Consider the following 22990-nt stretch of genomic DNA (forward strand, 5'->3'; position numbering starts at 1 on the left):
GCTGCGGCCCGGCACCCGTCTGGTCCGTTTTGCTCGCTCGCAGCAGGGTACGACCGGGATGCCCGTTCATCGCCGCATCCCGGAGGTACCCGTCCAGATGAGTGCCCGCAAGCCCGCCAGGGCGGTCAAGGATGCCGTCGAGGCCGCCGCGGGGAAGGTCGCCGACGTCCTGACCCCCGACGCCCCCGGCGCGCCCGGCAGCGCCCCGCCCCCCGTGGCGGAACCGACGACGCCGCACGGCCCGCTGCCACCGAAGGGGGAGCAGGGCGCTCCCGACACCCGCAGCCCGACCGGTGCGCCGACTGGCGCGCCGACGGCGGCGAACGGCCAGCAGGGCGCCTACCTCACCACGTCGCAGGGTGCGCGGCTGCGCGACACGGACCATTCGCTCAAGGCCGGGCCCCGCGGCCCGATCCTGCTCCAGGACCACCACTTCCGGGAGAAGATCACCCACTTCGACCACGAGCGCATCCCCGAGCGCGTCGTGCACGCCCGGGGGACGGGGGCGCACGGCGTCTTCGTCGGCTACGGCACCGCCGAGCCGATCACGCGGGCGGGCTTCCTCGCCAAGGGCCGCGAGACCGAGGTCTTCGTGCGGTTCTCCACCGTGCTCGGCTCGCGCGGCTCGGCCGACACGGTCCGCGACACCCGGGGCTTCGCGACGAAGTTCTACACCGACGAGGGCACCTTCGACCTCGTCGCCAACAACATGCCGGTCTTCTTCGTCCAGGACGCGATCAAGTTCCCCGACATCATCCACGCCGGCAAGCCGCACCCCGACCGGGAGATCCCGCAGGCGCAGAGCGCGCACGACACGTTCTGGGACTTCGTCTCCCTGCACACGGAGGCGCAGCACCACACGATGTGGAACATGTCCGACCGGGGGATCCCGCGCTCGTACCGGATGATGGAGGGCTTCGGCGTGCACACCTTCCGGCTGGTCAACGCCGCCGGGGAGACCGTGCTGGTCAAGTTCCACTGGAAGCCGCAGCTCGGCGTGCACTCCCTGACCTGGGAGGAGGCGCAGCTGCTCGGCGGCGTGGACCCGGACTTCCACCGCCGGGATCTCTACGACGCGATCGAGGCGGGGGCGTACCCGGAGTGGGAGCTCGGCGTGCAGGTCCTGCCCGACACGCCGGAGGAGACGTTCGCCGGGATCGACCTGCTGGACCCGACGAAGATCGTGCCGGAGGAGCTCGCGCCGGTGCAGCCGATCGGGCGGCTCACGCTCAACCGGACGCCGACGAACTTCTTCGCCGAGACCGAGCAGGTCGCGTTCCATGTCGGCCACCTGCCGCCGGGCATCGACGTCACCAACGACCCGCTGTTGCAGGGCCGGCTCTTCTCGTACGTCGACACGCAGCTCACCCGGCTCGGCGGGCCGAACTTCTCCCAGATCCCCGTCAACCGGCCGCACGCCCCGGTCAACGACATGCTCCGCGACGGCTTCCACCAGCAGGCGGTGCACGCGGGCGTCGCGCCGTACCGGCCGAACTCCCTCGACGGCGGCAACCCGTTCCCGGCCGGCGACGCCGAGGGCGCGTTCGTCGACGTGCCGGTGACGGTGGCGCAGGCGCCGAAGGCGCGCGGGAACCCGGCCTCGTTCGACGACCACTTCAGCCAGGTACGCCTGTTCTGGCTGAGCATGTCGCCGGTGGAGCGGGAGCACATCGTCCGCGCCTACACCTTCGAGCTGGGCAAGTGCTATCACCAGGCGATCCGGGAACGTCAGCTCGCCTGCCTGGCGAACGTCGACCCGGTGCTGTGCGCGCAGGTGGCCGCCGGGCTGGGCCTGCCCGCGCCGGAGCCGACCGTGCCGGTGGCGGACGTCGCGCCGAGCCCCGCGCTGTCGCAGGTCGGCCGCCAGTGGCCGGCGGACGGCCGCACGGTCGGGATCGTCGTCGACCCCGACGCCGGTCTCGACGGGGTGGGTCACGTGCAGCGGGCCGTCCTCGCGGCCGGCATGGTGCCGCTGCTGGTCGCCCCGCACGGCGGGACGGTGGGCGGGCTGCCGGTGCAGCGGACCTTCGCCACCGGCCGGTCGGTCGAGTTCGACGCGCTGCTGCTGGCCGGGGCGCCCGCGCCCGCGCCGGACGCGCTGCCGGCGCGCGACGCGAAGGCGGGCGCGCCGGGCCCGGCCGCCGTCGACCCCCGCGTGCTGCTGCTGGTGCAGGAGTGCTGGCGGCACGCCAAGGCGATCGGCGCGTGGGGCGCGGGCGTCGGCGTGCTGGAGCTGGCGGGGGTGGCCGGCACCCCGGGCGTGGTCGCGGGCGACTCCGGCGACGACGCCCTCGCGGCCGTGCAGCGGCTGCTGGCCGCGCACCGGGTGTGGGAGCGGTTCCCGGCGTCGCTGCCCTGACCGCGCCGTCCCACCAGGGGCCGCCCCCGGCGTTGCCGGACGGGCGGCCCCTGGCCGCGCGGGCGGGAACCGGTCAGGATGTGCCGGACAGGGCGGCGACGAGCCCGAAGCCGCCGCAGCACAGCACGCCGACCACGGCCAGCGTGACGAGCAGGATGCTGTAGTTGGACCACATGCCGAAGCGTGTGACGTCGGTGCCGTGCCCGTCGTGGACCCGGTTGCGCCAGCCGCCGAAGCGGAACGACAGGTGGTGCGCGGCCCCGGGCTGGGCGACGAGCGCGGTGGTGATGACGGGGATTCCGATGAAGTCGGTGTACCGCACGTCGTGTTGCCCCGCCGGGACGGCCACGTGCCAGGTGCCCTCGCCGGGGATCGGCACCGTCCGGCCGTCGATCTTGAACTTGCTGGTGGCCGGGGCGGGGACGAGGTAGGGCCCCCGGTTGACCGAGACGACCAGCACGGCGTGGCCCGGGGGCGGCGGGATCGGTTGCGGGTAGGCGGTCAGCGGCGCGACCGCGCCGGGGCCCGGCGGGTACTGCGGATGAGGAGGATACGACACGGCCACATCCTGGCACGGTCCCGCACGCCGGGCCGGGCCGCAGGGGTGCCGGCCGCGACGGGTGGGGTGTGACCGTCACCGCACTCCTTGACTCCGCACCGACATCCGTAGCAGCATCGCAGAGCAAGACGCTGTCTCGAATTATGTGCGAGTGTCGGGGAAGGGTCGATCGTGCGCCGCTGGCTGTCCCGGATCCCGCTCGACCCGTACATCCTGGCACTGCTGGCGACCCTCGTGGTCGCCACCGTGCTGCCGGCCCGGGGCCGGTTCGCCGACGGCGCGTCCGTGGCCACCACCCTCGCCATCGGGCTGCTGTTCTTCCTCTACGGCGCCCGCATCTCGCCCGGCGAGGCGTGGGCCGGCGCGCGGCACTGGCGTCTGCACGCCCTGGTGCTGTCCAGCACGTTCGTGCTGTTCCCGCTGCTCGGGCTTGCCGCCCGGGTGTTGCAGCCCGCGGTGCTGACGCCGGAGCTCTACCAGGGGCTGCTGTTTTTGTGCGTGGTGCCCTCCACCGTCCAGTCGTCGATCGCGTTCACCTCGATGGCCGGCGGCAACGTGCCGGCCGCCATCTTCAGCGCCTCCTTCTCCAATGTGGCCGGCGTGCTGCTCACCCCCGTCCTGGCCGGCGTGGTGCTGGCCGGCACCGGCGCGGTGAGCTTCTCGACGGGGTCGATCCTGGAGATCGTCGCCCAGCTCCTGCTGCCGTTCGCCGCCGGGCAGGCCCTGCGGCCCTGGCTCGGCGGCTGGATGGGCCGGCACAAGCGGGTGCTCACCCTCGTCGACCGCGGGTCGATCCTGCTGGTCGTCTACACCGCGTTCAGCGCCGGGGTGGTCGCCGGGGTCTGGCAGCGCACCTCGCCGGGCCGGCTGCTGGCGCTGCTCGGGGTGCTGGCGGCGCTGCTGCTGGTGGTCCTGCTCGCCACGGCCGGGGCGGCGCGGCTGCTCGGCTTCGCCCGGCCCGACCGGATCACCGCCATCTTCTGCGGGTCGAAGAAGAGCATGGCGACCGGGCTGCCGATGGCGGCGGTGCTGTTCAGCCCGCAGACCGTCGGCCTGGTGCTGCTGCCGCTGATGCTGTTCCACCAGCTTCAGCTGCTGGTCTGCGCCGAGCTGGCCCGGCGCTGGGCGGCGGGCGGGTCCGCGATCCGGGAGGACGCTCGGTGATCCCTTCCGCTCGGATGGGTGATGTGTCATCTTCGATGGATGCGGGTCGCTAGTCACGCTGGCACACAGGATTGGGGCCGCGCGGGAGGGCGCGGGGCGGACGCCCGGTGCCGCTGACCGACGGGCAGCGGCCGGCCGTGCGCCCTGCCCGACCCCGCACCGGGCTGGCCGTCGGCCTGCTGGTCGTCGCCCTGCTGGCCCTGTTCGGGGGCGTCGCGTACGCAGCCCTGCTGCACGTCCAGCAGGCGAAGATCCGCCACGAGCTCGACTGGGCGGTGCTGCACGGCCGACCGGCCGACCCGTCCGGCTGCACCTGGATCTTCGGCGGCGCGAGCGACACGGGGCACGCGGGCGCGCCCCCGGCGGGCTTCCCGAGGCACGACGCGATCCACGCCGTGGCCCGCACCGGCCGGCCGCAGGTCAGCCAGGTGGCCCGCAACGGCACCGTCTACCACGTGCGGACGCAGCTGCGCGGCGACGAGGTCGTCCAGGTGGTCTTCGACGCCCGCTTCCAGCTCGCCGAGCGGCGTCACCTGCTGTGGGGGTTGTCGCTCGCGGCGGCGGCGGTGCTGGTCGCGGCGACCGTGACGGACCTGCGGTTGCGCCGCGCGGCGGTGCTGCCGCTGGCCGCGGCGCTCGACCGGCAGCGCCGCTTCGTCGCCGACGCCAGCCACGAGCTGCGCGCCCCGATCACCCGGGTGCACACGGCGGCGCAGTTGCTGGCCCGGCGGGCGGCGCGCTCCGGCCACGACGCGGACCGGGCGGACCTGGACCGGCTGCTGGACACCACCCGGCGGCTGGGGGAGATCGTCGACGAGCTGCTGCTGTCGGCCCGGCTGGCCGACACGACGTCGGTGGCCCGGCCGCCAGCCGCGGTCGACCTCGCCGCGCTCGTCGCCGAGGCGGTCGAGGCCGACGCGCCACGCGCCGCCGAGCACGGGGTGACGCTCTCCGTGGCCGGCGCGGACGCCCCGGTGCGGGTGCACGGCGTCGGGCCCGCGTTGCGCCGGGTGGTGGCGGAGCTGCTGGCCAACGCCCTGAACCACACCCCGGCCGGTGGCCGGGTCGAGGCGCGGCTGCGCCCGGCGGCCCCGGGCCACGTCGAGCTGGTGGTGACCGACTCCGGCCGGGGCTTCGACCCCCGGCACGCCGACCGGATCTTCGACCGGTTCCACCGGGGCCCCGGCTCCGGGGACCGCCGCGTCGGGCTCGGGCTGGCCCTGGTCCGCGAGGTGGTCACCGCGCACGGCGGCACGATCAGCGCCGCCGGCCGGCCCGGGGCCGGGGCCGCGTTCACCGTACGGCTGCCCCTGCGCGGCGGGGCGCGGCCCGGCGCGGCGCCGCCGGACGGCGACGCCGCCGGTTCCCGGTGGCCGTTCTGCTGGCGGGCCGGTCGGGACCGGGTGGACCAGGAGCGCGAGCTGACCGGGTCCTGACCCGGAATCCGCCCGGCGGAGAATTCCGCGGGTCAACCTTCTCAGCATTCGGTGGGACCATAAACAAATGGACGACCCGCCGGCCCCGGCGCACGGCCCGCTGCTCCTCGTCGAGGACGACGCGGAGCTCGCCGACATGCTGATCGAGCTGTTCCGCGGGGCCGGCTACCGCATCGACCTGGCCCGGGACGGGCAGCGGGGCCTGCACCTGGCCCTGCGCGGCCGGTACCAGGTGATCATGCTCGACCGGCGGCTGCCCGCCATCGACGGCGTCGACCTGCTGATCCGGCTGCGCCGCTGCGCGGTCGCCGCCCGGGTGCTCATGCTCAGCGCCCTGGCCGACCCCACCGAGCGCATCCGGGGCCTGGACGCCGGGGCCGACGACTACCTGCCGAAGCCCTTCGAGGTGGCCGAGCTGATGGCCCGGGTCCGGGCGCTGACCCGCCGGCGCTTCGACGGCGCGGAGCTGATCCCCATCGGCGCCGGGCAGCTCGACCTGGCCCAACGCGGGGTGCGGCTGCCCGACGGCCGGGAGGTGACGCTCAGCCGGCGGGAGTTCGAGCTGATCCGGCTGCTCGCCACCCAGCCCCGGATGGTGCACAGCCGCAGCCAGCTGCGGGGGCGGGTCTTCGGGGCCGACCGCACCGAGGCGGTCGTCGACACCTACGTGCACTACCTGCGGCGCAAGCTCGGCGACGGGGTGGTCCGCACCGTGCACGGGCTCGGCTACCAGATCGGCGCCCTCTGAGCCGGCCGCCCGGGACCGGCGCGGTCCCGGGCGGCGGGGCGGCCCGTCCGTCAGGAGTCCCAGATCGCGCCGTACGCGGGGACGCCGCGTTCCTCCATGCCCCGCACCACCTGCCAGGTCAGCGGGCGGTTGGAGATGCAGATGACGGCCTCGGCGTCGAACTGGCGGTACGCCTGCCAGGCCAGCCGCAGCATGTCGGGCTTGCCGTCGCGGGCGGTGTCCCACAGCAGCGCGTCGGGCTGGTGGGCGAGGATCTCGTCGACCAGCGCGTCGCCGAAGGTCTCCCGGTGCCGGCGGGCCACCCAGACGAGGCGGGCCGGCACCTGCTCGGCCAGCAGGTGCGGCAGCACCGGGCCGATGCCGCTGCCGGTGGCCACGTAGACCACCCGCCGGAACAGCGTCTCGACGTTGGCCACCCCGGCGGTGCTGATCCCCTTCACCCACACCCGCTGCGGCGCGTCGTCGATGAACCGGCCGGTCCAGTCGCCGGCCCGGGAGACGGTCAGCCGGAAGCCGGCGCGCCCCGGCGTCGGCACGTTGGCGAAGGAGTGCCACTCCCACAGCGGGCTGCGGCTGATCGCGGTGGACGAGCCGGGGAACGGGGTCACCCCGTGGTCGAAGTGGAGCAGCGCCACGTGCGCCGAGGGGCGCTCGACCACGACCGGCACCCGGCGCAGCCGCAGCCAGGGCAGGGCGATGCTGGCGGTCAGCACGGCCAGCGCCCAGCCCTGCGGGGAGGCCGCGAGGGCGAGCGGCCCGCCGGCCAGGAGGCCGGCCTGCGCCCACAGCAGCAGCAGCGCCGCCCAGCCGCCGAGGCGGTGGGTGCGTTCGAACAGGTCGTGCCGGCGGGACCGCACCGGCGGCAGGGCGGTGCCGACGACCGCCAGCAGCAGGCCGGCGGTGGCGTACCCGGTCGCCAGCGCCGCCGCCCCGCCCGGCCCGCGCCCACCGGCGGCGGCCAGCGCGCCGAGCTGCCCGAGATACCAGGCGGTGCCGGCGAGCGCCCCGCCGACGTGCAGGCCGCCGAAGTGGTAGACCTTGCCCAGCGTCGCGCGGATCCGCAGGGGCCACCGGGTCGGCGCGCGGGTGGCCAGCCAGAACAACAGATTGATCACGTACTGCTGGCGCACCAGGACCGCCAGCGCGACGTTGGCCAGCGCGGCGGCCCCCAGGGCCCCGGCCGCGCCGGGCCCGCGCCACCAGCCGGCGGCCAGGCCGCACGCCAGCAGCGCGGCGTTGGCCGCGAGCACCGCCGCGACCAGCCGGTGATGGTGCATGAACCGGGGGTGGGCGAGGACCCGGCGCAGCGTCGACACCGCCGGCGGCGGCGCGTCGCCGGGCGGGGCCGCCGCGTCGGTACGCGGGCGCGCGGGCGGGGCCGGCTGCGGCCGGAGGCCGGTGGTGGTCACGCCGCCGCCTCCTCGATGTGCGCCCACTGCCAGCGCAGGTCGAGGGCGAGCCGGCGCAGCGCGTCCCGGTCGACCTTGCCCCGCCCGGTCATCGGCAGCTCCGGCAGCGGGTGCACGGCCGCCGGCACGCAGTAGTAGGGCAACGCGGCGGCCACCGCGTCCCGGCAGCGCTGCGGGTCCAGCTCGGCCGGGGCGACGAAGGAGACCAGGTCTCGGTCGGTCAGCTTGAGCGTGACCGCCGCCCGGCAGCCCGCCACCGCCTCCAGCACCGAGGAGACCGCGTCCAGCTCGACCCGGAAGCCGCGGACCTTCACCTGGTCGTCGGTGCGGCCCAGGTGCTCCAGCTCCCCGTCGGCGGTCCAGCGGCCCCGGTCGCGGGTGCGGAACATCAGCCGGCCGCCGCCGAGGAACGGGTCCGGGGCGTACCGCTCGGCGGTGAGCGCGTCGTTGTCGAGGTAGCCGGCGGAGACGCAGCCGCCGCCGGCCCACATCTCGCCGGCCTCGCCGATGCGGCACGGCCGCCCGTCGGCGTCGAGGACGTAGACGGTGTTGTTCGGCGTCGGCCGGCCGATGGTGAGCGCCCCGCCGGGCCGGTGCCGGTGCATGGTGTTGACGATGGTGGTCTCGGTCGGCCCGCAGCAGTTGTAGAAGGCGCGGCCGGCGGCCCAGCGGTCGGCCAGCGGGCGCGGGCAGGGCTCGCCCGCCACGGCGACCGTCCGCACCCGGGCGCACCGGTCCGGGTCGATGCGCGCGAGCACCGACGGGGTGGCGATCACCACGTCGGCGCGGGCGGCGGTGGCGGTGAGGTCGCCGTCGCGCACGAGCAGGGTGCCGCCGTTGGCGAGGCAGCCGAGGATCTCCCAGGCGGCCATGTCGAAGGCGACGTTGAGCAGCTGGGCCACCCGCCGGCCCGGCCCGATCCGCAGGTTGCCGGGGGCGGTGAGCAGGAGGTTGGCCACGTTGCCGTGGGTGACGGTGACCCCGTTCGGCGTGCCGGTGGTGCCGGAGGTGAACAGGACGTAGCAGCCGTCGTCGGCGGTCACCGGCCGGTCGGCGTCGGGGGCGGTCAGGTGCCGGCCGGGCGGCAGCGGCTGGGCCATCACCTCGTCGACGGCGAGGCGCGGCACGCCGGGCAGCGCCGGCACCGCGTCCAGGGTCGCGGACGTGGTCAGCACCACGCGGCACCGGGCGGTCGTCGCGACCTGCCGTAGCTGCCGGTGCGGGGTGATCCGGACGTCCTGCGGGACGTAGGCGGCCCCGGCCTTCAGCGTCGCCAGGATCCCGACCAGCATCGGCAGCGAGCGGCTGGCGAAGACGCCCACGGCGTCCCCGGCCCGGACGCCGAGGTCGGCGAGCCGGGCCGCGAGCCGGTTGGCCTGCCGGTCCAGCTCGCGGTAGCTGATCGTCGCGCCGAGGTGCTCGGCCGCGACGGCGTCGGGCGTGGCGGCGGCCCAGCGTTCGAACGCGTGGTGGACGCGCAGGTCGGGCACGGTCACCTGTGGTCCCTGGCCGAACCGGTGGAACAGCCGGCGCTCGCGCGGTGGAAGGTGGTCCAGCATAGGTCGCTCCTCGTCTGACCGGCCGCCCTGCGCGGCGATCAGCATCGATGCTTGCCAATCCAGATGGGAAATGTCTTAGATTCCGAGGGGGGCGACCTCGGGTTGCTTGTCGGATTGCGAGACGCCGTCTCTCTTGACGTCCTGCCAGGGCTGTCCTAGCCTGGGGCGACACCGTCAGCCGCAGGAGACGCCATGATCCGAGTTCCGCAAGGCGCTGGATTGTTGGTGCGCGGTTACGAGGAGCCGCTGCGGGTGCACCCGCCGCGAGAGGGCATGCGCCCCGGGACCGCCGCCGGGGATCCGCAGACCCCCTTCTGACGGGTGGCCCCGCCGCCGTCGACCGGCGGCGAGGCCGCCCCCTGCCGTCGATCGCCCGGCCCGTGGCACCGCCCGCGCCGGGACGTCGACCCGTACCCGTCAGAACCGACCCTCGGAGCGCATCATCATGACCACCGCAATCGACCTCGCCCCCATCTCCGGCCCGTCCGCCTGGCGCGGCGACGAGCTGCGCACCTCGACCGAGTGGGTGTACCAGCTCAGCGACACCGAGCTCGACGAGCTGGAGAACGTCGGCCGCCGCTTCGTCGCCGACGACCCCGACCTGCGCACCGTGACCGCCGCCGACTACCCGCTGCCGGCCTGCGCCGGCCTCAACGAGGAGTGCGCCCGCCAGCTTGACTCCGGGCGCGGCTTCATCCTCGTTCGCGGGCTGCGCACGGAGGCGTACGGCGACACCCTCGCCGGGGCCATCTTCTACCTGATGGGGCTGCACCTCGGCGTGCCGATGGGGCAGAACCAGATGGGCGACGTGCTCGACCACGTCATCGCCACCTCCAACAAGACCCTCGACGACCCGTCGGCGCTGCCCTCGCGGGTGCGCGACCGGCTGCCGTTCCACTCCGACAGCTCCGACGTCGTCGCGCTGATGTGCCTGCGCGCCGCCAAGGCCGGCGGGGCGAGCAGCCTGGTCAGCGGCACCACCATCTACAACGAGATCCTGCGCCGCCGGCCCGACCTCGCGCCGCTGCTGTTCGAGCCGTGGCACTGGGACTGGCACCGGCAGGACCCGGACGCCCCGGCCCGCACCTACACCTCGCCCATCTGCAGCTACGTCGACGGCGTCTTCAGCACGTACGCCGGCAGCTCGATGATCTTCTCGGCGCAGGACTACCCGGAGGTGCCCCGGCTCACCGAGGCGCAGATCGAGCTGCTGCGCCTCTACGACGAGGTGTCCCAGGCCCCCGGCCTGGCCCTGGACATGGACTTCCAGCCCGGGGACGTGCAGTGGCTGCTCAACTACGCCGCCCTGCACTCGCGCACCGGCTACGTCGACTTCCCCGAGCCGGAGCGCCGCCGCCACCTGCTGCGGCTGTGGCTCAAGCGCGACGTCGGCCGGCCGCTGGTCGCCGGCTTCGGCAAGCACGTGGTGACCGAGCGCGGCAGCGAGATCGCGCCGGGCGGCCGGTTCCGCATCGCCGAGGCGGTCGAGCCCAACTTCGAGTGGGGCAACTGACCCACCGGCCCCTCGTCAGGACGGCCCGCAGCGCCCCAGAGTCGTGGCGCGGCGGGCCGTCCGCGTCGTGGCCGCCCGCCGGGCTCACGCCGGCTGCGCCCGGCGGGCGCGCCCGGCGTCCCGGTCGGGGGACCGCCGGCCGCCGGGGGCGCGCCCGGCGACCACGAGCAGCCACCCCATGAGGACGACCTCGCCGACGAACGTGACCGTGGCGATCTGCACCGGCTGCCCGCCCGGGGTCAGCGCGCCGATCGAGTCGACGAGGTAGCCCGCGCCGGCGACCGCCACGAGCGCCGCCACCCAGGTCGGCACGGCGGCCGACCGCCAGGCCAGCCACCCGACCAGCAGCAGGTGGACGCCGAACAGGAGCAGGCCCAGGCTCCAGACCTGCGTGAAGTCGGTGATCCGTGCGCGGACGGCGGCGTCGATCCGGTCGGTGCCGCCGTCGCGCAGGAGGCCGGCGGCGGCGACCAGGTGCGTGATCGCCACGGCGAAGACGACCGCATAGCCGGTGCGGCACCAGGCGGCGAGCAGCGCGACGACGCGGCCGGCGTCGGCGAGGAACGCGCGCAGCGCCCAGGCGACCAGCACGTCGAGGCAGGCCACCGCGAGCAGGGCGACGACGGCCAGGACGAGGGCCCGCTGGTGCGACAGCGGCATGCCGGTGCTCCCGGCCGCGTCGGCGGCGGCCAGCGGCTCCACGACGCCGAAGTTGGCCAGCCCGGCGAGGATCGCCATCAGCAGCAGGCCCACCCCGGCGGCCCGCGCGGCGCGCCGCGCCCGGGCGTCGCCGGCCCCGGCGGCGACCGACGCCCCGTCACCGGTGGGGCCGGGACGCCCGTCGGTGGCCGGGGCGAAGCCGCGGGCCAGCAGCAGCACGCCGAACACGAGCTCGAACAGCCCGCCCGGCGCCGCCGGCACGACGCCGACCCGGATCCCCGCCAGCTCGGCCGCCGCGCCGGCCGCCAGCAGCGCGTACCCGGCGACGCCCCAGGCCGCGAGCCAGCCCGGCAGCCAGCGCTGCCGGGCAAGCGCCAGGCAGAACGGCACGCTGCCCAGCCCCAGCGACAGCATGGCCGCCTGGTAGGCGATGTCGGCGGCCCCGGCCCCGGCCGAGTCCCGCAGGACGAGCCCGGCGGCGAGCAGGAACGCCTCCGCGCCGCGCGCGACGAGGTAGGCCCAGGCGGCTCCCGGGTGGGCCGGGCGCAGCGCCCGGAAGGCCAGCGCGCCGATGGCGGCGACCAGGGCGGAGTTGAGCGCCACGAGCGCCGCCCCGGCGGCGCCGGGCAGGGCGCTGCCGACGCCGTAGGCGACGAACGCCAGCAGGAAGAACGCGCCGGCGCAGCGGCCGGCCACACGGAGGGACATCGAGCCTCCCAGGCTTTCGTACTAAGTACGTGGTACTAAGTACGATAGGCTCGGCGGGCAAGCGCGGTCAACGCGGCGCCGAGCAGAGGGGAAACGGGCGGTGGGCGGAGCGGGGCGGCAGCTCAGCCGCGAGCGGGTGCTGCGGGCCGCCGTCGGCATCGCCGACGCGCACGGCCTGGCGGCGCTGACCATGCGGTCGCTGGCCGCCGAGCTCGACGCCAAGCCGATGTCGCTCTACCACTACATCCGCAACAAGGACGAACTCCTCGACGCGCTCGTCGACGGCGTCTTCGCCGAGATCGAACTGCCCGTGGCGGGCGGCGACTGGCGCGCCGAGGTGCGCCGGCGGTGCCTGTCGGCCCGCGCGGTCCTCGCCCGGCACCCCTGGGCGCTGGCGCTGGTGGAGACCCGGACCAGCCCCGGGCCGGCGACCCTGCGCCACCACGACGCCATGCTCGGCGTGCTGCGGTCCGGGGGCTTCTCGCTGCCGATGACGGCCCACGCGTACGCGATCGTCGACGCGTACGTCTTCGGCTTCGTGCTGCAGGAGGTGTCGCTGCCGTTCGACGGCGGGAACTCCGCCACCGAGGTCGCGGACTTGATCATGGAGGGGTTCGCGGCGGGCGACTACCCGCACCTGGTCGAGTTCGCCACGCAGCACGTCCGGCAGCCCGGCTACGACTTCGGCGGGCAGTTCGAGTTCGGCCTCGACCTGATCCTCGACGCGCTGGCGGCGCGCAACGGCGTCGCGGGCCCGTAGCCCCGCTGCGCGGAACGGGCCGGCCCCGGTGCGAGGGCCGGCCCGTTCGGCAGGCGGGTGCTAGAGGTCCAGCACCAGTCGCGCGGAGCTGCTGCGGCCCACGCAGATCATCATGCTGCGCCCGGCCTCGCGCTCGGACTCGGTGAGCAGCGAGTCGCGGTGCTCCGGCGTGCCGGCCAGCACCCGCGTCTCGCACGCGCCGCAGTAGCCCTTCTCGCAGTCGTACGTCAGGCCGGGCACCGTCTCGCGCAGCACGTCGATCATGCGGCGGTCCCGGGGCACCCGCACGGTCGCCCCGGTGCGGGCCAGGTGCACCTCGAACTCGGTGTTGGCCGCGGGGTCGAAGGCGACCTCCAGGTCGTCGCCGGCGGTGAACCGCTCGACGTGTAGCTGCCCCGACCGGCCCGCCTCGGCGCAGGCCCGCTCCAGCGCGCCGATCATGGCGGTGGGCCCGCAGCAGTAGATGGCGGTGTCCGGCCCGGCGGACGCGACGAGCGCCGTCAGGTCGGGCAGGCCGGCCTCGTCCTGCGGCAGCAGGGTGGCCCGGTCCCCGGCCAGCGCCACGACCTCGTCGGCGAAGGCCATCGAGGCGCGGGTGCGCCCGCCGTACACCAGCCGGAACGGCACGCCCCGGCGGTCGGCCTCGCGGGCCATCGCCAGGATCGGGGTGATGCCGATGCCCCCGGCGAGCAACAGGTAGCCGGGGGCGTCGACGAGCGGGAAGTGGTTGCGCGGGCCGCGCACCGACAGGGTCGCCCCGGCGCGGGCCACCGCGTGCAGCTCGACCGAGCCGCCCCGGCCGCCCGCCTCGCGCAGGGCCGCGATGCGGTAGTGGTGGGCGTCGTCCGGGTCGCCGCACAGCGAATACTGCCGGACCCGGCCCGACGGCAGGCGCACCTCCAGGTGCGCCCCGGGCGCCCAGGGCGGCAGCGGCGCGCCGGTGGCGTCGGCGAGGCGTACCTCCAGCACGTCGTCGGCGGCGACGGCCGCGACCTCCACGCGCAGGTCCCGGTCGAGGGTCGGGCCGGCGGCCGGGCGCGCGCCCGGCGCGTCGGCGGCGCGGGGGCCGGGGGTGAACACGGCGGGCACGGCGTCCCAGCCGGTCTGGTTGCCCCGGGTCGGGTACGTGACCAGGCCCTCCTCGACGACCCGGTAGTCGGGCAGCCGGGTGAGCACCTGCGTGATCATCTCGCGGAACATGAGGCGGGCCAGGTGCGCGCCCGCGCAGCGGTGGCTGCCGATGCCGAAGCTGAGGTGTCGGGTGGCGTCGCGGTCGAGCCGGATCTGCTCGGGCTCGGGGAAGACCGCCGGGTCGTGGTTGGCGGCGACCCAGGGGATCAGCACCCGCTCGCCGGCGGCGACCGGGCAGCCGCCCACCTCGGCGTCGGCGCGGGCGGTGCGGGCCATCGACTGCGACGGGGCGAACGCCCGCAGGAACTCCTCGGTGGCGTTGTGCAGCAGGTCGGGGGAGTCGACCAGCCGCTGCCGGTCCTCCGGGTGGCGGCTCAGGTGCACCAGCGTGGACCCGGTCAGCGAGGTGGTGGTGTCGACGCCGCCGGCGATCAGCAGCCCGATGACGGAGACCAGCTCGTCGGCGTCGAACAGCTCGCCGTCGGGGCGGCGCTGGGCGGCCAGGTAGCTCACGGCGTCGCCGGTCGGCTCCGCGCGGCGCTCGACGATCAGCTCGCGGATGCGCTGGTCGAGGTACGCCAGGCCGGCGGCCCCGCGCGCGGCGCGCTCGCTGCCGGGCAGCGCGGCGAAGATGTCGTGGATGGGCCCGGCCAGCCTGGCCCAGTCGGCCTCCGGGAAGCCCAGCCAGTCGAGGGTGACGGCGGCCGGCAGCGGGTTGGTCAGGTCGCGGACGAAGTCGACCGAGCCCTCCGTGACGAAGGCGTCGATCACGCGGGTGGTGTGCCGGGCGATCATCGGGGCCAGCTTCGCCACCGCGTCCTGGGTGAGCAGCGGGTTGATCAGGTCCCGGTACTCCGTGGCGGCCGGCGGGTCCAGCTCGATCGGGTACTGCTCCAGGCCGGGGCCCCGGGGGATGACGATGGCGGTGCCGTCGCCCCCGGCGACGGACCGGGCGGAGGAGAAGGTGTCGTCGTCGCGGGCGATGCGGACCACGTCGGCGTACCGGGTGGTGTAGACGAAGCCGCCGTGCGCGGTGGTGCGCCCGACCGGGCAGGTCTGCCGGTACGCCTCGTAGTAGCCCACGGGGTCGGCGTTGCACTCGGCCGAGTGGTGGTCGAAGGGGGTGGCGGCCGGTGCGGTCAGCGGGTGTTCGGTCATGGGGACGAGCTCCACGGGTGCGGGACGCTGCGCGGTGTTGCCCAGCCGCGCCACTGGGGTGTCGGACGACGAGCGTAACTCGCTCGCATCACGAGACGGTGTCACGAATCGAGCATCAGAAGGTCAGGACCGCCTTGCCGACCTCGCCGGCGCGCACCGCCGCCACCGCCTCGTTGATCTGCTCGAACGGGAAGTAGGTGATCAGCCGGTCCACCGGGAACCGGCCGGTGGTGTGCAGGTCGAGCAGCCTGGGCAGGAAGACCTGCGGCAGGCTGTTGCCGCCGATGATGCCGGTGACGGTGCGTCCGTTGAGGATGCTGCGCCAGTCGAAGCTCATCTGCTCGCTCGGCCCGACGCCGATGACGCCGCAGCGGCCCAGCGGGCCGAGGACCTCCACCGCCGTGCGCAGCACGTCCTCCCGGCCGGTGGTGTCGATCGCGACGTCGAAGCCGTGCGGGGCGATCGCCGCCAGCAGCTCGCGCGGGTCCCCGGCGGCCGAGTGCACCCCGTGGGTCGCGCCGAGCAGCCGCGCGGTGTCCAGCTTGCCGGCGTTGACGTCCACGGCGGCCACCACGGCGCAGCCGGCCGCGCGGGCGGCCAGGATCGCCGCGACGCCGACCGCGCCCGCGCCGAAGACGACCAGCGACGACCCGACCTCCGGGCGCAGCACGTTGAGCACCGCGCCGGCGCCGGTGCCGAAGCCGCAGCCGAACGGGCCGACGACCCGCAGGTCGAGCTCCTTGGCGACGGGCACCACGGCGCGGGCGGGGGCGACCACGTGGGTGGCGAACGACGACTGGCCCAGGAAGTGGCCGTTGACGGCCACGCCGTCGCGCGACAGCGCCGAGCTGCCGTCGGGCCGCCGCCCGGCGAAGTTCACGGCGTCGAACCGGCGGCAGTACGCCGGGTTTCCGCCGAGGCAGAGCGGGCACTCGCCGCAGGAGGCGAAGCTCATGGCCACGTGGTCGCCGACGGCGACGCCGGTGACCCGCGCGCCCACCTGCTCCACCACGCCGCTGCCCTCGTGGCCGAGGACCGCCGGGGTGGGGAAGAAGTTCGCAAACTCCAGGTCCGTGCCGCAGACGCCGACGCTGTCCACCCGCACCAGCACCTCGTCCGGCCCCGGCTCGGCGAGGTCGAGCTGCTGGAGGGTGAACGGCGCTCCCGCGCTCTCCAGCACCGCAGCAGTGATCCGCACACGTCCTCCCGGTCAACTCACAAAGCGAGACTGCATCTTGACATGTGAAACATGGAGGGTCAAGGATTCCCTCATGGCTGACCTGGACATTCCCCCCGCCCGCCAGCTCATCGACGGCGCCTGGGTCGCCGCCGCCGACCAGGGCGAGCTGCCGGTGCTCGATCCCGCGACCCGCGAGCCCATCCAGCCGGTGGCGCGGGCCCGGGCGGCCGACGTCGACGCCGCCGTCGCGGCGGCCCGCCGGGCCTTCCCCGCCTGGGCGGCGACCTCGCCCACCGAGCGCGGGGCGATCCTGCGCCGCTGGGCCGACCTGATCGCCGCCCACGTCGAGGACCTCGCCGCCCACGAGGCCCGTGACGTGGGCAAGCCCCGCTCCGGCGGACGCCTCAACATGTACATCGCGCACGGCATCGTCGACTACTTCGCCGGCGCGGCCGACAAGCTCACCGGCGTCACCCTGCCCACCCGCACGCCGGACTACTTCGGCTACACCCGCCCCGAGCCGTACGGGGTGTGCGCCGTGGTCATCCCGTGGAACGTGCCCGCCGTGCTCACCGCGGCCAACGTCGCCCCGGCCCTCGCCGCCGGCAACACCGTCGTGCTCAAGCCCTCCGAGATCGCGCCGCTGGCCCCGTTCGCCCTGGCCGAGCTGGCCCGCCGGGCCGGCCTGCCGCCGGGCGTGCTCAACGTCGTCACCGGCCTCGGCCCCGAGGCGGGCACCGCGCTCACCGGGCACCGCGACGTCGACCACATCAGCTTCGTGGGCTCCACGGCGACCGGCCGGGCGGTCATGCGGGCCGCCGCCGAGAACCTCGTCCCGGTGAAGCTGGAGCTGGGCGGCAAGTCGCCGAACGTCGTCTTCGCCGACGCCGACCTGGACGTGGCGATCCCGGCGATCGTCACCTCGATCACCGAGAACGCGGGGCAGAACTGCTACGCCGGGTCCCGGCTGCTGGTCGAGGAGTCGATCCGGGCCGAGGTGGTGGAGCGGGTCGCCGCCGGCATGGCGGCCGTGCGCACCGGCGCATGGGACCAGGACCTGGACATGGGGCCGCTGGTCAGCCAGGCCCAGTACGACCGGGTGCGCGGCTTCCTGGCCGAGGCCCCGACCGCCGGGGCACGGCTAATCACCGGCGGCGAGTCGGCCGGGGCGCGCCACGGCGACGGCTGGTTCGTCGCCCCGACCGTCTTCGACGGGGTCGACTCCGGCATGCGGCTGGCCCGCGAGGAGGTCTTCGGCCCGGTGCTGGCCGTGCAGGGCTTCCGCGGCGTCGACGAGGCGGTGGCGCTGGTCAACGGCACCGACTTCGGGCTGCTGACCTGCATCTGGACCAGCGACGTGTCCCGGGCGCTGCGGGTCGCCGCCGACGCCCGCAGCGGCCAGGTGGCGGTCAACCAGTTCCACGACGCCGGGGTGATCGGCTTTCCGTTCAACATGCAGAAGGAGAGCGGGTTCAGCCGGGGCGGCGGCTACGCGGCGCTGCGCGAGTACACCCAGGAGAAGGCCGTGGCGGTCCGCCTGCTCGATCGCCCATCGGCGTGACCCGGCCGGGCGAGCTTCCGGCGGCCCGGGCGCGGCTGAGCGTCGCGACCGGGCCGCCGCCGGCCGCGTTCGCCCAGGCCCTCGCCGAGCTGGCCTTCGGCGGGGCCGGCTGGCCGGGCCTGCTGGCCGCGCTCGCGCAGCGCGTCGGGGCGGCCTGCCGGCTGGTCTCCGAGGCCGGGGAGCTGCTGGCCGCCAGCGACGGCGCGGCCGGCGACGCCCGCGACGCCGACCCCGACGACGTGCGCCGGGCGCTGGCCGGCCCCCGGGCCGGCGGCGGGCAGGTGGCGGGCGCGGGCGCGGGCCGGGTCCGCTGCGCCGACGGGTGGACCGGCCGCGCCGTGCCGGTCGGCGCGGGGCAGCGGCGGCTCGGCGCGCTGCTGGTGGCCGAGCCGGTCACCGTCGGGCAGCTCGACCTGGCCCGGGCCGCGACCACCGCGCTGCTGATCGACGCCGTACGCCGCGAGTCGCCCCCGCTGCCGGCCTTCGCCGACGCCGCGGCCGTGCTGCGGGCGCTGCGCGACGGCGTCCGCCCGCCCGGGCCCGGCGACCCGCCCGGCGCGGGCGACCCGCCCGGCGTCGCCGGCTCCGGCGTGCTCGCCGGCTCCGGCGTGCTCGCCGGCTCCGGCGTGCTCGCCGGCCCGCGCGGGTTCACCGAGGCCGAGCTGCTGCGGGCGGGCGCGGCCCACGGGTGGCGGCTGGACCTGCCGCACGCGGTCGCCGGGATTGGCTACACCGGGTCCCAGCAGCGGCGGTGGGCGTCGGCGCTGAGCTGGCTGGACCGGCCCGTGCTCGCCGAGGGGCGGCGGGCCTGGACCCTGCTGCACGGCGAGGACGTCGAGCGCGAGGCGACCCGGCTGCGGGCCCGGCTGGACCAGATCGTCGGCGCGGGGCAGGTGCGGCTGGCCAGCGGCGCCGTGGTCAGCGGGCCCGCCCGGACGGCGGCGTCGTTCCGCGACGCCGACCGCCTGCTGCGCCTGCTGCTGCGGCAGCCGGACGCGCCGCCGGAGCTGCCGTTCGGCCGGGCCGGGCTGCACCAGGTCCTGCTGGCCGTGCCCGACGAGCGGCTGCGCTGGTTCGTGCAGCGGCACCTGGGGCCGATCGCGCACCGCGACGACCTGCTGCGCACCCTGGACTGCTGGCTGGCCACCGGGGGCAGCCGGCAGGCCGTCAGCGAGCGCCTGCACCTGCACCGTAACTCGGTGGGCTACCGGGTCGGTCTGATCAAGCGGCTGCTCGGGGTCGACCCGCTCGCCCCCGACACGGCGACGGTGCTGCGCACCGCGCTCGCCGCGCGGGAGCTGCTGGCCGCGTCCGACCCGGGCTGACCTGCCGATCGATGCCCTGGAAACGGCGCGGCGGGGGCGTAAAGGCACGGCTTGGTTTCGCTGGCGTTCCTGTTTCGGTCAAGCCGTTGACATGCCGATGCACCGCAGGCAGAGTACGTCGCTAAGCAATGCGAATCACAATGCAAGACGCCATATCGATTGGCAGAGCGCCGGAGGGGTCCTGTGCGAGCGATGGTCCAGACGGGGTTCGGTGGCCCGGAGGTGGTGCGACTGCGCCACCTGCCCGACCCCGAGCCCGGCCCGGCCGAGGCCGTCATCCAGGTGCACGCCGCCGCGCTCAACCACCTCGACCTGCTCCAGCGCAAGGGCCCGGGCCTGCTGCCCGGCTTCCGCCTGCCCCACGTCGCCGGGATGGACGTCGCCGGCCAGGTCGTCGCCGTCGGTTCCGACGTCACTACGGTACGCCCCGGCGACCGGGTGCTGGTCGACCCGACCGTCGGCTGCGGCGCGTGCCCCTCCTGCGCCGACGGCCAGCCCGGCTACTGCCCCCGGCTCGCCGTGGTCGGCGGCAACCGCCCCGGCGGCTTCGCCGAGCTCGTCGCCGTCCCCGCCGCCGTCGTGCACCCGGTGCCCGCGCACGTCGACCTCGCCGACGCCGCGGCGCTGCCCACCGCCTGGAGCCTCGCCTGGCACGCCGTGCACCGCGTCGGGGCCGTCCGTGCGGGGGAGTGGGTGCTGGTGCAGGCCGGCGCGAGCGCCGTCAGCATCGCCGCCATCCAGCTCGCCCGCCGCGCCGGCGCGCGGGTGCTCGCCGTGGCCCGCACCGAGGCCAAGCGGGCCCTCGCCGCCGACCTGGGCGCCGACGCGCTCGACCTCGACGGGCGGACCGTCGACGAGGTGCGCGAGCGCACCGGCGGCCACGGCGTCGACCTCGTCGTCGACCACGTCGGCACCGCCACCTGGCCGGTCTCCCTGGCCAGCCTGCGCACCGGCGGGCGGCTGGCGCTGCTCGGCAACACCAGCGGCGACCAGGTGACCTTCTCCCTGGCCGACGTCTACCACCGGGGGCTGCGGCTGCTCGGCGCGGGCGCGTACGCCCCCGCCGACTTCGCCGCCATGCTCGACGCCTTCTACGCCGGTGGGCTGCGGGTGGTGCGGGCCACCGAGTACCCGCTGGCCGACCTGCCCGAGGCGTACGCCCGGCAGGAGTCCCGCGACCTCGTCGGCAAGATCCTGGTGCGGCCGTGACCGGGACCCCGCCGGCGCCCCCGGCCGCCCCCCGCCCCGCCGACCTGCTGATCGTCGACGCCGAGATCGTCACCATGGCCCCCGGCCGCGAGGTCGTCACCGGCGGCGCGATCGCGGTCACCGCCGGCCGGATCGCCGCGCTCGGCCCCGCCGACGCGCTGCGCGCCGCGTACCCGGGCAGCCCGGAGCTCGACGCCGCCGGCTGCGTGGTCGTGCCCGGCCTGGTCAACGCGCACCAGCACACCACCGCCGACCCCCTCGTGCGCAGCAGCATCCCCGACGACGTCCCCGCCCAGCAGGCCATCTACGACTGGATCGTGCCGCTGCACGCCGCCGTCACCGGCGACGACGACGAGCTGTCGGCCACCCTCACCGCCGTCGAGGCGCTCAGCTACGGCGTCACCACGCTGCTGGAGCCCGGCACCGTGGCCCACCCGCTGCGGGTCGCCCGGGGGCTGCGCGCCGCCGGCATCCGCGCCCGCGTCGGCGGCTGGGGCTGGGACACCCCCGGCGCGCCCCACGCGCTGCCCGCCGCCGAGGCCCTCGCCGCCCAGGCCGACACCGTCGCCGCGCTCGCCGGCGACGACCTCGTCACCGGCTGGATCACCCTGCTCGGGCACGACCTGGTCAGCGACGAGCTGTTCACCGGCGCCGCCGCGCTGGCCGAGCGCCTCGACGTGCCGATGACCTGGCACATCTCGCCCGGCCCGGACGACGTCACCGCGTACGCCGCCGCCGGCCGCCCCCGGCCCGTGCTGCACCTGCGCGACCTCGGCGTCCTCGGCCCCCGGCTGCTGCTCGGCCACGCCGTCTGGCTCGACGACGCCGAGCTCGCCGCGCTCGTCGACTCCGGCGCCGCCGTCGCCGCCTGCCCCGGCGCGTACCTGCGCCTCGGGCAGGGCGTCAGCCGCGCCGGCCGGCACACCGAGCTGCGCCGCGCCGGCGGCCGGCTCGCGCTGGGCTGCGACTCGCACAACGCCGGGGACACCCCCGACGTGTGGCGCGCCGCCCGGCTCTTCGCCGGCCTGGAGCGGGACCGGGGCGCGCCCGACCCGCTGCGCGCCGACGAGGTGTTCGCCCTGGCCACCATCGACGGCGCGGACGCCGTCGGGCTGGGACGGCTGACGGGCTCGATCGAGGTCGGCAAGGCCGCCGACCTGGTCGTCCTGGACGCCCGCACCATCTCCTGGGCTCCGCGCGGCGACCTGGCCACCCAGCTCGTCTGGGGCGCGGCCGGGCACACCGTCCGCGACGTCCTGGTCGACGGTCGGCTGGTGGTCCGCGACCGGCGGGTCACCACCGTCGACGTCGACGCCCTGCGCGAGGAGGCCGGCGCACGCCGGGCCGCCCTGCTGCGCCGGGCCGGCATCGACATCCCCCATCGCTGGCCGACCGTGCCCGCGACCGAACACTGCGCGCGCCCGGCCGAGCCGGCCGCCGCCACGCCCCCACTGTGAGAGGAAACGCACCATGACACTTCGTACCGCGAAGGGCCCGGCGGCGGTGCTCGCCGGAGCCCTCGCCCTCGCCCTGGTCGGCTGTGCCAGCAACGACGCGTCCGCGCCGTCGGCGGCGGGGAGCGCCAGCGGCGGGACCACCCAGGCCGGGCAGCCCGACGTCAACGGCGACGGCAAGGTCGTCATCGGGGTGCTCAGCCCCGGCGACATCAACGACAAGGGCTACTACGAGAGCTTCGTCGTCGGCGCCGAGAAGTTCGCCACCAGCAAGGGCTGGCAGGTCATCAAGCGCGGCAGCGTCCCGGCCACCGAGGCGCTCGCCGCCGCGCGGGCCATGTGCCAGCAGGGCGTGGACATGGTGGCCCTCGGCGCGTCGGAGCTCAAGGACGCCATCCCCGCCTCCGAGGAGCCGGTCTGCGCGAAGACCGCCTGGTACGTGCCGTCGTCGGAGAACGTCCCACAGACCCCGCGCACCGTCATCTCCAGCGACGACCCCAGCCAGAGCATGCTGGCCGCCGGCTACGCCACCGGCCTGCTGATGCAGCAGAAGAACGCCACCAAGGCCGGCTTCGTCACCGGCATGGAGGCCGACTTCTCCGTCAACGCCGCCAAGGCGTTCAAGGCCGGCATCCGCATGGTCGTCCCGAAGGCCGAGCTGGTCACCACCTACACCGGTGACTTCAACGACTCGGCCAAGGCCCGGGAGGCCGTGCAGGCGCAGCTCAGCCAGGGCGTGAAGGTGATCTATCCGTACCTGGGCGGGGCCACCGACGCCGCCGCCAAGCTCGCCGCCGGCGGCGGGGCCATCACCCTGACCCCCGGCACCGACCGCTGCGACTCGACCGACCCGCGCTTCGACATCTCGGTCATCTTCGACCCGGGCGCGTACTTCGCCGCCGCCCTGGAGCTGTTCGCCAAGGGCGAGATGCAGCTCGGCACCACCAAGGTGTGGCACCTCGGCAAGGACGCGTACCCGACGGTCAAGATCTGCTCCCCCACCGCCGAGCAGACCCAGAAGATGGACGCCTTCATCGCCGACGTGGGCGCCGACAAGATCGACACCAAGGCGGAAGTCGCCAAGCTCGGCTCCTGAC

17 protein-coding genes are annotated in these 22990 nt (G+C 75.7%); 11 read left to right on the forward strand and 6 right to left on the reverse strand.

The features are described from left to right. The first annotated feature begins 97 nt into the window (after window positions 1–97). Entirely contained in the window at window positions 98–2359 is a 2262-nt protein-coding gene (locus ACFYWL_RS22550) for a catalase (RefSeq protein WP_386975711.1), read from the forward strand. A gap of 73 nt (window positions 2360–2432) precedes the next feature. Here ACFYWL_RS22550 and ACFYWL_RS22555 read toward each other — a convergent pair whose 3' ends face one another. Then, a complete protein-coding gene (locus tag ACFYWL_RS22555; protein WP_386975713.1) occupies window positions 2433–2918 on the reverse strand; it encodes a hypothetical protein in 486 nt (161 codons plus the stop codon). 171 nt (window positions 2919–3089) lie between these two features. Between ACFYWL_RS22555 and ACFYWL_RS22560 the strand changes: the two genes are divergently transcribed. The 3 genes from ACFYWL_RS22560 (at window position 3090) to ACFYWL_RS22570 (ending at window position 6266) form a co-directional block, all read left to right on the forward strand. Then, window positions 3090–4082 (forward strand): bile acid:sodium symporter family protein, encoded by a 993-nt coding sequence (locus ACFYWL_RS22560; protein ID WP_386975715.1) that lies wholly within the window; start codon window positions 3090–3092, stop codon window positions 4080–4082. Window positions 4083–4189: 107 nt separating this feature from the next. Beyond that, entirely contained in the window at window positions 4190–5518 is a 1329-nt protein-coding gene (locus tag ACFYWL_RS22565) for a sensor histidine kinase (protein ID WP_386975717.1), read from the forward strand. 67 nt (window positions 5519–5585) lie between these two features. Further along, window positions 5586–6266, forward strand: coding sequence for a response regulator transcription factor (locus tag ACFYWL_RS22570; RefSeq protein ID WP_386975718.1), 681 nt, complete (start codon window positions 5586–5588; stop codon window positions 6264–6266). A gap of 50 nt (window positions 6267–6316) precedes the next feature. On the opposite strand, the gene ACFYWL_RS22575 is transcribed toward ACFYWL_RS22570, so the two are convergent. Both ACFYWL_RS22575 and ACFYWL_RS22580 read right to left on the reverse strand, forming a co-directional pair. Next, window positions 6317–7675, reverse strand: coding sequence for a hypothetical protein (locus ACFYWL_RS22575; protein WP_386975720.1), 1359 nt, complete (start codon window positions 7673–7675; stop codon window positions 6317–6319). Continuing rightward, complete coding sequence (locus tag ACFYWL_RS22580) at window positions 7672–9234, reverse strand: amino acid adenylation domain-containing protein (RefSeq protein ID WP_386975722.1); 1563 nt, start codon at window positions 9232–9234, stop codon at window positions 7672–7674. Before ACFYWL_RS22580 ends, ACFYWL_RS22575 begins: the two co-directional genes overlap by 4 nt. 445 nt (window positions 9235–9679) lie before the next feature. On the opposite strand from ACFYWL_RS22580, the gene ACFYWL_RS22585 reads away from it, so the two are divergent. Beyond that, window positions 9680–10747, forward strand: a complete 1068-nt coding sequence (locus tag ACFYWL_RS22585) for a TauD/TfdA family dioxygenase (protein WP_386975724.1) — start codon at window positions 9680–9682, stop codon at window positions 10745–10747. An 84-nt stretch (window positions 10748–10831) separates the two neighbouring features. On the opposite strand, the gene ACFYWL_RS22590 is transcribed toward ACFYWL_RS22585, so the two are convergent. Then, the gene (locus ACFYWL_RS22590) at window positions 10832–12115 is read right to left on the reverse strand and encodes a DUF4386 family protein (RefSeq protein ID WP_386975726.1); all 1284 of its coding nucleotides are present in this window, start codon (window positions 12113–12115) and stop codon (window positions 10832–10834) included. 100 nt (window positions 12116–12215) lie between these two features. Here ACFYWL_RS22590 and ACFYWL_RS22595 point away from each other — a divergent pair, with 100 nt between their 5' ends. Next, window positions 12216–12875 (forward strand): TetR/AcrR family transcriptional regulator, encoded by a 660-nt coding sequence (locus ACFYWL_RS22595; protein ID WP_386975728.1) that lies wholly within the window; start codon window positions 12216–12218, stop codon window positions 12873–12875. A 60-nt stretch (window positions 12876–12935) separates the two neighbouring features. On the opposite strand, the gene ACFYWL_RS22600 is transcribed toward ACFYWL_RS22595, so the two are convergent. Both ACFYWL_RS22600 and ACFYWL_RS22605 read right to left on the reverse strand, forming a co-directional pair. After that, window positions 12936–15164 (reverse strand): cytochrome P450, encoded by a 2229-nt coding sequence (locus ACFYWL_RS22600; protein WP_386975730.1) that lies wholly within the window; start codon window positions 15162–15164, stop codon window positions 12936–12938. A 115-nt stretch (window positions 15165–15279) separates the two neighbouring features. Continuing rightward, window positions 15280–16362, reverse strand: a complete 1083-nt coding sequence (locus ACFYWL_RS22605; protein ID WP_386975732.1) for an NAD(P)-dependent alcohol dehydrogenase — start codon at window positions 16360–16362, stop codon at window positions 15280–15282. Between the two features lie 73 nt (window positions 16363–16435). Here ACFYWL_RS22605 and ACFYWL_RS22610 point away from each other — a divergent pair, with 73 nt between their 5' ends. The 5 genes from ACFYWL_RS22610 (at window position 16436) to ACFYWL_RS22630 (ending at window position 22989) form a co-directional block, all read left to right on the forward strand. Continuing rightward, entirely contained in the window at window positions 16436–17905 is a 1470-nt protein-coding gene (locus tag ACFYWL_RS22610) for an aldehyde dehydrogenase family protein (protein WP_386975734.1), read from the forward strand. After that, window positions 17902–19230: a PucR family transcriptional regulator gene (locus ACFYWL_RS22615; RefSeq protein ID WP_386975736.1), complete on the forward strand. Its 1329-nt coding sequence runs from the start codon at window positions 17902–17904 to the stop codon at window positions 19228–19230. Before ACFYWL_RS22610 ends, ACFYWL_RS22615 begins: the two co-directional genes overlap by 4 nt. 192 nt (window positions 19231–19422) lie before the next feature. After that, window positions 19423–20439, forward strand: coding sequence for an alcohol dehydrogenase catalytic domain-containing protein (locus ACFYWL_RS22620; RefSeq protein ID WP_386975738.1), 1017 nt, complete (start codon window positions 19423–19425; stop codon window positions 20437–20439). Then, window positions 20436–21896: an amidohydrolase family protein gene (locus ACFYWL_RS22625; protein WP_386975740.1), complete on the forward strand. Its 1461-nt coding sequence runs from the start codon at window positions 20436–20438 to the stop codon at window positions 21894–21896. Before ACFYWL_RS22620 ends, ACFYWL_RS22625 begins: the two co-directional genes overlap by 4 nt. 13 nt (window positions 21897–21909) lie before the next feature. Next, the gene (locus ACFYWL_RS22630; protein WP_386975742.1) at window positions 21910–22989 is read left to right on the forward strand and encodes a BMP family ABC transporter substrate-binding protein; all 1080 of its coding nucleotides are present in this window, start codon (window positions 21910–21912) and stop codon (window positions 22987–22989) included. The last annotated feature ends 1 nt before the right edge of the window (window position 22990 follow it).

The organism is Micromonospora sp. NPDC002575 (assembly GCF_042889525.1).
In the GTDB taxonomy this organism is placed as follows: Bacteria; Actinomycetota; Actinomycetes; order Mycobacteriales; family Micromonosporaceae; genus Micromonospora; species Micromonospora carbonacea.

Excerpts from the sequence above, each read along its gene's own strand:
- ACFYWL_RS22550 (WP_386975711.1), top strand. The coding sequence starts at position 98 with ATGAGTGCCCGCAAGCCCGCCAGGGCGGTCAAGGATGCCGTCGAGGCC.
- ACFYWL_RS22570 (WP_386975718.1), top strand. The coding sequence starts at position 5,586 with ATGGACGACCCGCCGGCCCCGGCGCACGGCCCGCTGCTCCTCGTCGAG.
- ACFYWL_RS22580 (WP_386975722.1), bottom strand. The coding sequence starts at position 9,234 with ATGCTGGACCACCTTCCACCGCGCGAGCGCCGGCTGTTCCACCGGTTC.
- ACFYWL_RS22585 (WP_386975724.1), top strand. The coding sequence starts at position 9,680 with ATGACCACCGCAATCGACCTCGCCCCCATCTCCGGCCCGTCCGCCTGG.
- ACFYWL_RS22590 (WP_386975726.1), bottom strand. The coding sequence starts at position 12,115 with ATGTCCCTCCGTGTGGCCGGCCGCTGCGCCGGCGCGTTCTTCCTGCTG.
- ACFYWL_RS22600 (WP_386975730.1), bottom strand. The coding sequence starts at position 15,164 with ATGACCGAACACCCGCTGACCGCACCGGCCGCCACCCCCTTCGACCAC.
- ACFYWL_RS22610 (WP_386975734.1), top strand. The coding sequence starts at position 16,436 with ATGGCTGACCTGGACATTCCCCCCGCCCGCCAGCTCATCGACGGCGCC.
- ACFYWL_RS22620 (WP_386975738.1), top strand. The coding sequence starts at position 19,423 with ATGGTCCAGACGGGGTTCGGTGGCCCGGAGGTGGTGCGACTGCGCCAC.
- ACFYWL_RS22630 (WP_386975742.1), top strand. The coding sequence starts at position 21,910 with ATGACACTTCGTACCGCGAAGGGCCCGGCGGCGGTGCTCGCCGGAGCC.